This window comes from Enterobacter sp. PL_is511 (assembly GCF_055816065.1).
Genome location: NZ_JBVPGP010000022.1, coordinates 98071 through 110464 on the forward strand (window position 1 = coordinate 98071; position 12394 = coordinate 110464).

Below are 12394 nucleotides of genomic sequence, written 5' to 3' on the forward strand. Positions count from 1 at the left end.
GGAACGCCGGGCTCTGCGAACCGTATTATTCTGAACACTGATACTTACGCTGCGCGCGTAGCGTCAGGTACATATGAACGAGGCCCATGAAACCGTGTGCCCAGAAATATGTCTCAACAAAGACCGTCAGAAATTTATGCAAATTTAAGGCGGATTCTGTGACGGACGAAACGGGTCCGAGCGTGGCGTTCAGCACGAACCAGGCCGCGCCGCAGAGTGCAACGCCCAGCAGCGCCAGCACGCCCAAACCTTGCACCGTTGCCGCCATACCGCCGGCATGCGCGTCAGGAAGCTGGCGCTGCGTGAGGGTGCGAATATCGTCAACGATTCCGCGAAAATCCAGCGCCAGCCAGGCGAAGTAATATTTAAATCCGCGCTGGGTTAACATCCATGCCATCATGGCAATGCCACAAAAAATTAAACCAAACCCGGAAATAATATGCATCCAGGTGACAATTCCGTTCAGCCCGGAGTCGTGGAGGGCTTCACTTTCGGTGAAATTAGAATTGATGATCTGGACCAGCACCAGTACGGCCACAAGAATGTGCAGTACGCGAAGAAAGGGTGTTTCTTTATGGGGGAGCGTATTGCGTAGCGTTGGGTTCATCGCTTTTTACCTCAATAATGAGAGAGCTGATGCGATGCAGTGTGACGCAGATTAATTAACGAAACCTTAACGGTGGGTTGCGTCACACTGTATTTATGCGTTCCGATTAGCGAGCAGGATCAATATGCGTCATCACATTCAGCACATTGAATTTTTGCATCACGTTGTTTCTGGCATTGACGGCAATCTGATGCCCTTCTTTTACGCTTAATTCGCCGTTAACTTCCAGATGGACATCGACAAGGGCTAAATCGCCCATCTTGCGGGTTTTTAAATCATGGAGTCCGGTGACACCCTCGGTGGAGAGAAGACAGTTTTTGATATCATGCTCCAGCTCGGGTTCAAGCGAACGGTCCATCAGGTCGTGCAGGGCATCGGCAGAGAATTTGTAACCCATATGGGCGATAAATATCCCAACAATCAGGGCCGCAATCAGGTCCATCGCGTGAAAACCCACTAAATTCCCGGCAATACCGATGGCGACAACCACTGACGAGGCTGCGTCAGAGCGGGCATGCCAGGCATTGGCTATCAGCAGCGAGGACTGAATACGTTTTCCCGCGGCATACATGTATCTGAACAGGCTTTCCTTCACCACCAGCGCCAGTATCGCCACCCACAGAGCGGCCCCTTTCACCAGCTGATGCGTCTCGGGGTGAAGCAGTTTATTCCCTGCGGACCAGAGCATCCCGATTCCCACAAGCAGCAGAATAGCGCCAATAATGAGCTTTGCACCGTTTTCGAAACGCAGATGACCGTAATGATGATCGATATCAGAGGCTTTCTGACTCTTTTTATTTGCAATCAGAACGACAAAGTCAGAGGATAAATCGGAAAGAGAATGAATCCCATCAGCAATTAATCCCTGTGAGCCGGAGAATATTCCTGCAACTATCTGAAAGCCGGTGAGTAAACTATTTGTTATCACACTCACTATTGTGCATTTTTGTATTTCATGAGAACGGAGATGAGACTCATTGCTATTTTTCTTTTCCATGATAAGTTCCGCTACCAGCTGATTGAGCGATTATTCTGCTCAGGGAACATTAAATTGACATTAAATATAACGTTATTATTGGCTGGGTTTGCGAAGTATTTACAGATGGAAGATGGGCATTGGGATAAAACACGGCCTGCAGAGTACACCGCAGGCCGGAGGATTATTTCATAAATGTGGGTTGTTTTTGTTCGTAAGTGGCAATCGCCGCTTCGTGCTGGAGAGTTAAACCAATGCTATCCAGACCGTTCAGCATGCAGTGACGGCGGAAGGCATCAATGCTGAAGCTGTAGGTCTTATCCCCGGCTTTCACCACTTCGGCTTCCAGATCCACTTCAAACGAAATGCCCGGATTCGCCTTAACCAGCGCGAACAATTCATCGACCTGTTCATCGCTCAGCGTCACCGGCAGAAGCTGGTTGTTGAAGCTGTTGCCGTAGAAGATATCCGCGAAGCTTGGGGCAATGACCACCTTAAAGCCATAGTCGGTGAGCGCCCACGGCGCGTGTTCACGGGATGAGCCGCAGCCAAAGTTTTCCCGCGCCAGCAAAATGGAGGCACCTTTGTATTCCGGGAAGTTCAACACGAATTCCGGATTAGGCACTTCGCCCTTATCGTCGAGGAAACGCCAGTCGTTAAACAGGTGCGCGCCGAAACCGGTACGCGTCACCTTCTGCAAAAACTGCTTAGGAATAATGGCGTCAGTATCGACGTTCGCGGCGTCCAGGGGGACAACCCGGCCTGTATGTTGGGTAAATTTCTCTGCCATGATTGTCTCCTTATTTCAGGCTGCGAATGTCGGCGAAATGGCCGGTGACTGCCGCAGCGGCGGCCATTGCCGGGCTGACCAGATGGGTGCGCCCACCGCGGCCCTGACGGCCTTCAAAATTACGGTTGCTGGTAGAGGCACAGCGCTCACCCGGATTCAGGCGATCGTTGTTCATGGCCAGACACATCGAACAGCCTGGCAGGCGCCACTCGAAGCCTGCTTCGATAAAGATCTTATCCAGACCTTCGGCTTCTGCCTGGGCCTTCACCGGACCGGAGCCTGGAACGACCAGCGCCTGCACGCCCGGCGCGACTTTACGGCCTTTGGCGATCTCTGCCGCCGCACGCAAATCTTCGATACGGGAGTTGGTGCAGGAGCCGATAAACACTTTATCAATGGCGACATCGGTCAACGGCACGCCGGGCTTCAGCCCCATATAGGCCAGCGCTTTTTCCGCACTGGCGCGCTCGACCGGATCGGCGAAGGAGGCCGGGTCAGGGATGCTGTCGTTGACGGAAATCACCTGACCCGGGTTGGTGCCCCAGGTCACCTGAGGCGCAATTTCTTCTGCCTGCAGCGTGACAACGGTATCAAACGTTGCCCCATCGTCGGTTGTCAGGGTTTTCCAGTAGGCTACCGCGTCGTCAAAATCCTGACCTTTCGGCGCGTGCAGACGGCCCTTCACATAGTTGAAGGTGGTTTCGTCCGGCGCGACCAGCCCGGCTTTTGCGCCCATCTCAATGGCCATATTGCACAGGGTCATGCGACCTTCCATGCTCAGTGCCTGGATGGCTTCACCGCAGAACTCAACAACGTGGCCGGTACCGCCTGCGCTGCCGGTTTTACCGATGATGGCCAGGACGATGTCTTTCGCGGTAATGCCCGGTGCCGCTTTGCCCTTCACCTCAATCTTCATGGTTTTGGCGCGGCCCTGCTTCAGGGTCTGCGTTGCCAGCACATGTTCCACTTCTGACGTGCCAATCCCGAATGCCAGAGCGCCAAACGCGCCGTGGGTCGCGGTATGGGAGTCACCGCAGACGATGGTCATGCCCGGCAGGGTGATCCCTTGCTCAGGCCCCATCACGTGGACGATGCCCTGATACGGATGGTTCAGGTCGTACAGCTCAACGCCAAATTCATTGCAGTTCTTAATCAGCTCCTGCATCTGGATACGGGCCATCTCACCCGAGGCGTTAATGTCTTTGGTCTGGGTGGAAACGTTGTGATCCATCGTCGCGAAGGTTTTACCCGGCTGACGTACCGGACGCTTGTGCGCGCGCAGGCCGTCAAATGCCTGAGGTGAGGTCACTTCGTGTACCAGATGACGGTCAATGTACAGCAGCGGGGTTTCGTTTGGTGCCTCGTAAACAACGTGCGCATCGAACAACTTTTCATATAACGTCTTAGCCATGATTACACCCCTTCAGCGACATAGCGGGCAATGATGTCGCCCATTTCATCGGTACTGACTGCCGCCGTGCCGCGTGCTAAATCGCCGGTACGGACGCCTTCTTCTAACGCCCGGTTAATGGCGTTCTCAATTGCGGTTGCCGCATCGCCTGCATCCAGGCTGTAGCGCAGCAGCAGGGCCAGAGAGAGGATCTGGGCGATCGGGTTGGCAATGTTCTTGCCTGCGATATCCGGCGCGGAGCCGCCCGCAGGCTCATACAGGCCAAAGCCTTCTTCATTCAGGCTTGCAGATGGCAGCATTCCCATGGAGCCGGTGATCATCGCGCACTCGTCAGAGAGAATATCGCCGAACAGGTTGGAGCACAGCAGCACGTCAAACTGGGACGGATCCTTAATCAGCTGCATGGTCGCGTTGTCGATGTACATGTGCGACAGCGCAACGTCCGGGTACTGCTTAGCGACTTCACTCACAATCTCGCGCCACAAAATGGAGGACTGCAGCACGTTCGCTTTATCAATGGAGGTCACCTTATGGCGGCGTTTGCGCGCCGACTCGAACGCGATGTGGGCGATACGTTCGATTTCGAAGCGATGATACACCTCGGTGTCGAACGCTTTCTCGTGTTGTCCGCTGCCTTCGCGCCCTTTTGGCTGACCGAAATAGATCCCGCCTGTCAGTTCACGCACGCAGAGAATGTCGAAACCGTTGGCGGCGATATCTGCGCGCAGCGGGCAGAACTCTTCCAGACCCTGATACAGTTTCGCCGGACGCAGGTTGCTGAACAGCTTGAAATGTTTACGCAGCGGCAGCAGCGCGCCGCGTTCTGGCTGCTCTGCTGGCGGCAGGTGTTCCCATTTCGGGCCACCGACGGAACCAAACAGCACGGCATCGGCATTTTCGCAGCCTTCCACGGTCGCTTTCGGCAGCGGCGTACCGTGGTTATCAATCGCAATACCGCCCACGTCGTAGTGGCTGGTGGTGATTTTCATCGCAAAACGCGTACGAACGGCTTCCAGTACTTTCAGCGCCTGTGCCATCACTTCCGGACCAATACCGTCGCCCGGTAACACAGCAATATGGTAATTCTTCGACATTACACGGTTTCCTTGTTGTTCTCTTTATTCTGAGCTTTGCGTTGCAACTCTTTTTCGACTTCGGCGGCGCGCCAGATGTTGTTCAGAACATGCACCATCGCTTTCGCGGAGGATTCAACGATATCGGTCGCCAGGCCCACGCCGTGGAAGCGGCGGCCATTGTGGGTAACAACAATGTCGACCTGACCCAGTGCATCTTTGCCGTGGCCCTTGGCCGTCAGGTCATACTTCACCAGCTCAACGTCGTACTCGGTGACGCGGTTAATCGCCTGGTAGATGGCATCGACAGGGCCGTTACCGTTCGCGGCCTCTGCTTTAATTTCATCACCACAGGCCAGTTTGACCGAGGCGGTGGCGATGTTGCTGGAGCCGGACTGCACGTTGAAGTAATCCAGACGGAAGTGCTCTGGCTCTTCCTGCTGCTTGTTAATAAAGGCCAGCGCTTCCAGGTCGTAGTCGAACACCTGACCTTTTTTGTCGGCCAGCTTCAGGAACGCGTCGTACAGCTGATCCATATTGTAATCGCTGTCCTTATAGCCCATCTCTTCCATACGGTGTTTAACCGCCGCGCGACCGGAACGGGAGGTCAGGTTCAACTGCACCTGGTTCAGGCCGATGGATTCCGGGGTCATGATTTCGTAGTTTTCACGGTTCTTCAGGACGCCATCCTGGTGAATACCGGAGGAGTGTGCGAAGGCGCCAGTGCCGACAATCGCTTTGTTAGCCGGAATGGGCATGTTGCAAATCTGGCTGACGGTCTGGCTGGTGCGCCAGATTTCGTTGTGATTGATGCGGGTGTGCACGTCCATGATGTCTTTGCGCACTTTGATCGCCATGATCACTTCTTCCAGCGAACAGTTGCCCGCGCGTTCGCCGATACCGTTCATCGCACCTTCTACCTGACGCGCACCGGCGTGGACGGCGGCGATGGCATTACCCACGGCCAGACCCAAATCATCGTGGGTGTGGACGGAGATAATTGCCTTATCAATATTGGGTACGCGGTCGTACAGTCCGGTAATGATGTTGGAGAACTCAAACGGCATGGTATAGCCGACGGTGTCAGGGATGTTGATGGTTTTCGCGCCCGCGTTGATGGCGGCTTCCACAACGCGCGCCAGGTCTTCGATTGGCGTACGGCCCGCATCTTCACAGGAGAATTCAACGTCATCGGTATAGTTGCGTGCGCGTTTCACCATATACACCGCGCGCTCAATCACCTCATCCAGCGTGCTGCGCAGCTTGGTGGCGATGTGCATAGGTGAGGTCGCAATAAAGGTGTGGATACGGAACGCTTCGGCGACTTTCAATGACTCGGCAGCAACGTCGATGTCTTTCTCTACGCAGCGCGCCAGGGCGCATACGCGGCTGTTTTTAATGGTGCGGGCGATAGTCTGGACGGATTCGAAATCACCCGGAGACGAGACCGGGAAACCGACCTCCATCACGTCGACACCCATACGTTCGAGAGCCAGCGCGATCTGCAGTTTCTCTTTTACACTCAGGCTTGCCTGCAATGCCTGTTCACCGTCACGTAAAGTAGTATCGAAAATAATGACTTGCTGGCTCATGGGTTAGGTCCTTGTCAGTCTTAGGGCGCCTTGCTACGAGCATAAAAAAACCCGCGCAGTGGCGCGGGTTTTTAGTCTTACTGGTGACGATTCAACGCTGAATTTCGCCCGCCAGTCTACCGCGCACAGTGAATGCGTTTAGTAGTAGTAGACCGGTGAAACGAATGGTGCGAATCATGAATCGTGCTCCGTTAAATTCAATATGCTTTTAGTGGTACTGGATACGGCCGTTCATGTCAACCCCTGACGATGAAAACGGTCCCGACGGACGGAATCAGCAGGGTATTCACTTTAGCTAATTGTGCTGGTTTTAGCTTTCGTGACCCGACTAATTGTCTAATTTTGGACTTAAGAAAAGAGTTGCAGAAACAAATAAATATAATTGTTTAAAAATGAGTGAAATGTCCTGAAGAGAATGCGTTGTGATTAAAAGGTTTTAATATCATTAAGTTATAAATGCAGTGAATCTGTTCCATAATGCTGAAAAGCGAACGGATATAACAGGTTGTTAACTAACTGTAGGGCGATGGCAATAACAGTTTAATAATACTTAAGTCATCATTAACCTGATGGCAATTGTATATTTGTTTGGTTTATGGTTTCATTCAAATTCTAAAGTCAAACATATCATTTGCGCTCATTAATTTTCGTTATTATAGAGTCTTTATATATTCCGAATTTTAAATAATTATCTTTTGCTGATCGTATTTGCATGATAAATCATATTTTCGAGATGATTACCGTACGTGAGCAAAGGGAGTGTAGCGTGACAGTGGAGTCAGAAGTGTCAGAAAATAATATTAAACAACCTCAAGCTACTGATGGGATTAAACCGCAGTTACGCACGGTGGATCTTAATCTTCTGACGGTATTTGATGCTGTCATGCAGGAACAGAATATCACCCGCGCGGCCCAAGCCTTGGGGATGTCGCAACCTGCCGTGAGTAATGCCGTTGCCAGGCTTAAGGTCATGTTTAACGACGAATTGTTTGTTCGTTACGGGAGAGGGATCCAGCCTACGGCGCGCGCATTCCAGCTGTTCGGCTCCATCCGCCAGGCGTTGCAGTTGGTACAAAACGAGCTGCCGGGCTCGGGCTTTGAACCCTTAAGCAGCGAGCGCGTATTCCATCTTTGCGTCTGTAGCCCATTAGATAATTATTTAACGTCGATTATTTATAATAAAGTTGAAGAGATCGCACCAAATATCAACCTGGTTTTTAAATCATCCCTGAATCAAAACACGGAACATCAGTTACGCTATCAGGAGATTGAATTCGTTCTGGGGTATGAAGAGTTCCGTCGTCCAGAATTTTCCTGTGTGCCGCTGTTTAAAGATGAAATGGTTCTCGTCGCCAGTAAAAAACATCCGCGCCTGAATTCTCCGCTGCTAGAAAGCGATGTTTATAACGAGCAGCACGCCGTTGTTGCACTCGACAGATATGCTTCCTTTAGCCTGCCGTGGTATGACACTGCGGATAAACAGGCGAGCGTGGCGTATCAGGGCATGGCCATGGTTAGCGTATTAAACGTGGTCTCCCAGACGCAACTGGTGGCGATTGCGCCGCGCTGGCTGGCAGAAGAGTTTTCTGACCCGTTAAACCTGCAAATTTTACCTCTGCCGCTCAAGCTAAATAGCCGCACCTGTTATCTTTCCTGGCATGAAGCGGCGGGTCGGGATAAAGGGCATCAGTGGATGGAGGAGTTGCTGGTTGGCATCTGTCGCCGGTAAGCGCATCAGGATAAATCGCATCGGTTTATGTGATTTATCCTGATTTCTTTTAGATAATTGCTATTTTATTCTGAGGTGCTTTTTTTCGGGATGCTCTCCGGCACGCAAAAATAGATGATTTCCTGCATTGTCGCGCTTTTCAGCGATGATTTATCACCCCATCCTCTATTCCCAGAGGAATTAACCATATCTCCTGTTAACGGCTGCTTTTTCTGCTTTACGCGCCGTTTATCTACCCGGGTTTGCTAATTGCCTGCCTCATAACGAGCGGTTAAGGTAAAGAACACTCTGCAAAATATAAGATTGGTTTATCCCAATCGTAAGACGGTGCGGAAATGAATTCGGCAGTCCGTCTATAACAAAATGCCTGGAGGCAAAGCATGGAGATGTTGTCTGGCGCGGAAATGGTCGTTCGGTCGCTGATCGATCAGGGCGTAAAGCAAGTGTTCGGCTACCCTGGCGGTGCGGTCCTCGATATTTATGATGCGCTGCATACGGTAGGGGGCATTGACCATGTTCTGGTACGTCACGAGCAGGCGGCGGTGCACATGGCTGACGGCCTGGCGCGTGCGACGGGTGAAGTGGGCGTGGTGCTAGTCACGTCCGGCCCCGGCGCGACAAACGCCATTACCGGCATTGCGACGGCCTATATGGACTCTATCCCGCTGGTGATCCTCTCCGGGCAGGTGGCAACCTCACTGATTGGCTACGATGCTTTTCAGGAGTGCGACATGGTCGGGATTTCGCGTCCCGTTGTGAAGCACAGCTTCCTGGTCAAGCAAACAGAAGACATTCCCGGCGTACTGAAAAAAGCCTTCTGGCTGGCGGCGAGCGGACGTCCAGGACCGGTGGTGGTCGATCTGCCTAAAGATATCCTGAACCCGGCAAACAAGCTGCCTTATGTCTGGCCGGAATCGGTCAGCATGCGCTCTTATAACCCAACAACGCAGGGACATAAAGGTCAGATCAAGCGGGCATTGCAAACGCTGCTGGCAGCCAAAAAACCGGTGGTCTATGTTGGTGGCGGGGCGATCAACTCTGCCTGCGAAGTCCAGCTTCGTAAACTGATTGAAAAACTTAACCTGCCAGTTGCATCGTCATTGATGGGGCTGGGGGCATTCCCTGCCACCCATCGTCAGGCGCTGGGGATGCTGGGTATGCACGGTACCTATGAAGCCAACATGACGATGCATCATTCCGATGTCATCTTTGCCGTCGGCGTGCGCTTTGACGATCGCACCACCAACAACCTGGCAAAGTATTGCCCGAACGCCACCGTGCTGCACATTGATATCGATCCTACGTCAATTTCAAAAACAGTGGCGGCTGATGTGCCGATCGTCGGTGATGCCCGCCAGGTTCTGGAGCAAATGCTGGACCTGCTGACCCAGGAGAGTGCAACCCAGCCGCTGGATGAGATCCGCGACTGGTGGCAGCAGATTGAACAGTGGCGCGCGCGTCAGTGCCTGAAATATGACACACAAAGCGAAAACATTAAGCCGCAGGCGGTCATCGAAGCGGTGTGGCGACTGACGAAAGGTGAGGCGTACGTAACCTCAGACGTGGGACAGCACCAGATGTTTGCCGCCCTGTATTACCCGTTTGATAAACCGCGACACTGGATCAATTCCGGTGGTTTAGGAACCATGGGCTTTGGTCTGCCTGCCGCGCTGGGCGTGAAGCTGGCGTTGCCGAATGAAACCGTCGTCTGCGTGACCGGAGATGGCAGTATTCAGATGAACATTCAGGAGCTGTCTACCGCGCTGCAATATGAACTGCCGGTACTGGTGCTGAACCTGAATAACGGGTATCTCGGTATGGTGAAGCAGTGGCAGGATATGATCTACTCTGGCCGTCATTCACAGTCATACATGAAATCGCTGCCGGACTTTGTTCGTCTTGCTGAAGCTTACGGCCATGTAGGCATGCGGGTAACCGATCCGGCTGAGCTGGAAGCGAAGCTCGCGCAAGCGCTTGAGCACGTTAAAAACAACCGCCTCGTCTTTATGGATGTGATTGTTGATGGGACCGAACACGTTTATCCGATGCATATTCGTGGTGGTGGTATGGATGAAATGTGGTTAAGCAAAACGGAGAGAACCTGATATGCGCCGGATATTATCTGTTTTACTGGAAAACGAGTCTGGCGCACTGTCGCGCGTCATTGGTCTTTTTGCGCAGCGCGGCTATAACATTGAAAGCCTGACAGTTGCCCCGACGGAAGACCCGACGCTGTCGCGCATGACGATCCAAACCGTCGGCGATGCCAAAGTGCTTGAGCAGATTGAGAAACAGCTGCATAAGCTGGTTGATGTGCTGCGCGTGAGCGAGCTGGGGCAGGGGGCCTACGTTGAACGAGAGGTTATGCTGGTTAAAATCCAGGCCAGCGGCTACGGGCGTGAAGAAGTTAAACGCAATGCGGATATTTTCCGCGGACAGATTATTGACGTCACCCCTTCTCTTTATACGGTTCAGCTGGTTGGGACAAGCGACAAGCTGGATGCTTTCCTGGCGTCAGTGCGGGATGTCGCAAAAATTGTCGAGGTCGCGAGATCGGGTGTAGTCGGTCTGTCACGCGGCGAGAAAATCATGCGTTAGTTGTCAAAAAGGTTCGCCTCTTTCTGCCCGGTCACCAAAGCCGGGCTTTTTTTTGCGTAATCAGCCGACAACGCAGATAAAAGCGGTTGCCGCGAAGGCTTTTCTGCGTTTAGATGTTAAAAGATTTAACCATAACCTTGACAGGGCCATGGACTCTTTTCTTTTTTTAAGGGGCAATTGTGAAACTGGATGAAATCGCCCGGCTAGCCGGCGTGTCACGAACAACGGCCAGCTATGTGATTAACGGTAAAGCAAAGCAGTACCGTGTTAGCGACAAGACCGTTGAAAAAGTTATGGCGGTGGTTCGTGAGCATAACTACCATCCGAATGCTGTCGCAGCCGGTCTGCGTGCCGGGCGTACCCGCTCTATTGGTCTGGTGATCCCTGACCTGGAAAACACCAGCTATACCCGTATCGCCAACTATCTTGAACGTCAGGCGCGTCAGCGCGGCTATCAGTTGCTGATTGCCTGCTCAGAAGACCAGCCCGATAACGAGATGCGCTGCATTGAGCATCTGCTCCAGCGTCAGGTGGATGCCATTATCGTGTCGACCTCCTTGCCGCCAGAGCATCCGTTCTACCAGCGCTGGGCGAATGACCCGTTCCCAATTGTGGCGCTGGATCGCGCGCTCGATCGCGAGCATTTCACCAGCGTGGTGGGTGCGGATCAGGATGATGCAGAAATGCTGGCCGCAGAGTTGAGAACGTTCCCCGCGGAAACGGTGCTGTATCTTGGCGCGTTGCCCGAGCTTTCCGTGAGCTTCCTGCGTGAGCAGGGATTCAGAACCGCCTGGAAAGACGATCCGCGCGAGGTTCACTACCTCTATGCCAACAGCTACGAGCGTGAAGCCGCCGCGCAGCTGTTCGAGAAATGGCTGGAAACGCATCCGATGCCTCAGGCGTTGTTCACCACGTCGTTTGCGCTGTTGCAGGGCGTCATGGACGTGACTTTACGCCGGGAAGGTAAACTGCCCTCCGACCTGGCGATTGCCACGTTCGGGGATAACGAGCTGCTCGACTTCCTCCAGTGCCCGGTGCTGGCGGTAGCACAGCGTCACCGCGATGTGGCTGAACGCGTGCTGGAGATTGTGCTGGCAAGCCTGGATGAGCCGCGCAAGCCGAAACCGGGCCTGACGCGTATCAAACGTAATCTCTACCATCGCGGAATTTTAAGCCGCCAAAAATGAAAATGACCGGGGCGGCGAAATCTGCCCCCTTTTGTTGCGATAATTCGTGCAGATAATTCCCGGAGAGAAATTAGGATAATTCTTGAGGGATCCTAATCACCTATTTTTCTTAATTCATTCTGGCTTTTAAATTGTCTTTTTAAGAACGTCCGGTCGATTTTAAACGGCATTCTTTGTATTATTTTGTTACAAACCCTTTTCGGTCGATGAATAATCAGACGTTTTTCCTCCTCCTTTGCCAGCTTACGTGGCAACCGCTGAGCTTACCGAGTGCCTGGGTGAATCTGGCGCTGTTATCCCCTGAGAATCTGTCATAAAATGCTGCCCGCGTCGCAAACTGACACTTTATATTTATCTGCGATGATATTGAGTGAGCTTTAACGCTAGTGTGCATATTCGGTTTTTTTCTTACAAATATTCATAACGTTAAT

11 protein-coding genes are annotated in these 12394 nt (G+C 52.6%); 4 read left to right on the forward strand and 7 right to left on the reverse strand.

Annotated features, from left to right (window positions below; all coding sequences use genetic code 11):
- Positions 1–25: 25 nt before the first annotated feature.
- The 7 genes from AC0TN7_RS11515 to leuL all read right to left on the reverse strand — a co-directional run bounded on the left by AC0TN7_RS11515 (position 26) and on the right by leuL (position 6627).
- Entirely contained in the window at positions 26–607 is a 582-nt protein-coding gene (locus tag AC0TN7_RS11515; RefSeq protein ID WP_048989658.1) for a cytochrome b/b6 domain-containing protein, read from the reverse strand.
- A gap of 106 nt (positions 608–713) precedes the next feature.
- Positions 714–1604: a cation diffusion facilitator family transporter gene (locus AC0TN7_RS11520; RefSeq protein ID WP_248165991.1), complete on the reverse strand. Its 891-nt coding sequence runs from the start codon at positions 1602–1604 to the stop codon at positions 714–716.
- Positions 1605–1767: 163 nt separating this feature from the next.
- The gene (gene leuD / locus AC0TN7_RS11525) at positions 1768–2373 is read right to left on the reverse strand and encodes a 3-isopropylmalate dehydratase small subunit (protein ID WP_024907448.1); all 606 of its coding nucleotides are present in this window, start codon (positions 2371–2373) and stop codon (positions 1768–1770) included.
- Between the two features lie 10 nt (positions 2374–2383).
- Positions 2384–3784: a 3-isopropylmalate dehydratase large subunit gene (gene leuC, locus AC0TN7_RS11530; protein WP_024907449.1), complete on the reverse strand. Its 1401-nt coding sequence runs from the start codon at positions 3782–3784 to the stop codon at positions 2384–2386.
- A 2-nt stretch (positions 3785–3786) separates the two neighbouring features.
- Entirely contained in the window at positions 3787–4878 is a 1092-nt protein-coding gene (leuB, locus tag AC0TN7_RS11535; RefSeq protein WP_024907450.1) for a 3-isopropylmalate dehydrogenase, read from the reverse strand.
- On the reverse strand, positions 4878–6449 hold the full coding sequence (leuA, locus tag AC0TN7_RS11540) for a 2-isopropylmalate synthase (protein WP_024907451.1): 1572 nt from the start codon (positions 6447–6449) through the stop codon (positions 4878–4880). Before leuA ends, leuB begins: the two co-directional genes overlap by 1 nt.
- 91 nt (positions 6450–6540) lie before the next feature.
- Positions 6541–6627 carry a leu operon leader peptide gene (leuL, locus tag AC0TN7_RS11545; protein WP_071787438.1) on the reverse strand — a complete coding sequence of 29 codons (87 nt, stop codon included), beginning with the start codon at positions 6625–6627 and terminating at the stop codon, positions 6541–6543.
- A gap of 606 nt (positions 6628–7233) precedes the next feature.
- On the opposite strand from leuL, the gene leuO reads away from it, so the two are divergent.
- From leuO to cra, 4 genes are all read left to right on the forward strand, one after another.
- On the forward strand, positions 7234–8178 hold the full coding sequence (gene leuO, locus AC0TN7_RS11550) for a transcriptional regulator LeuO (RefSeq protein WP_050597746.1): 945 nt from the start codon (positions 7234–7236) through the stop codon (positions 8176–8178).
- A 380-nt stretch (positions 8179–8558) separates the two neighbouring features.
- Positions 8559–10283: an acetolactate synthase 3 large subunit gene (ilvI, locus tag AC0TN7_RS11555; RefSeq protein WP_463726571.1), complete on the forward strand. Its 1725-nt coding sequence runs from the start codon at positions 8559–8561 to the stop codon at positions 10281–10283.
- 1 nt (position 10284) lies between these two features.
- Entirely contained in the window at positions 10285–10776 is a 492-nt protein-coding gene (gene ilvN / locus AC0TN7_RS11560; RefSeq protein ID WP_008501994.1) for an acetolactate synthase small subunit, read from the forward strand.
- 179 nt (positions 10777–10955) lie between these two features.
- Positions 10956–11963 (forward strand): catabolite repressor/activator, encoded by a 1008-nt coding sequence (gene cra / locus AC0TN7_RS11565; protein WP_008501993.1) that lies wholly within the window; start codon positions 10956–10958, stop codon positions 11961–11963.
- Positions 11964–12394: the final 431 nt, after the last annotated feature.

Coding starts and splice junctions, on each gene's coding strand:
- AC0TN7_RS11515 (WP_048989658.1), bottom strand. CDS start 607: ATGAACCCAACGCTACGCAATACGCTCCCCCATAAAGAAACACCCTTT.
- AC0TN7_RS11520 (WP_248165991.1), bottom strand. CDS start 1,604: ATGGAAAAGAAAAATAGCAATGAGTCTCATCTCCGTTCTCATGAAATA.
- leuD (WP_024907448.1), bottom strand. CDS start 2,373: ATGGCAGAGAAATTTACCCAACATACAGGCCGGGTTGTCCCCCTGGAC.
- leuC (WP_024907449.1), bottom strand. CDS start 3,784: ATGGCTAAGACGTTATATGAAAAGTTGTTCGATGCGCACGTTGTTTAC.
- leuB (WP_024907450.1), bottom strand. CDS start 4,878: ATGTCGAAGAATTACCATATTGCTGTGTTACCGGGCGACGGTATTGGT.
- leuA (WP_024907451.1), bottom strand. CDS start 6,449: ATGAGCCAGCAAGTCATTATTTTCGATACTACTTTACGTGACGGTGAA.
- leuL (WP_071787438.1), bottom strand. CDS start 6,627: ATGATTCGCACCATTCGTTTCACCGGTCTACTACTACTAAACGCATTC.
- ilvI (WP_463726571.1), top strand. CDS start 8,559: ATGGAGATGTTGTCTGGCGCGGAAATGGTCGTTCGGTCGCTGATCGAT.
- ilvN (WP_008501994.1), top strand. CDS start 10,285: ATGCGCCGGATATTATCTGTTTTACTGGAAAACGAGTCTGGCGCACTG.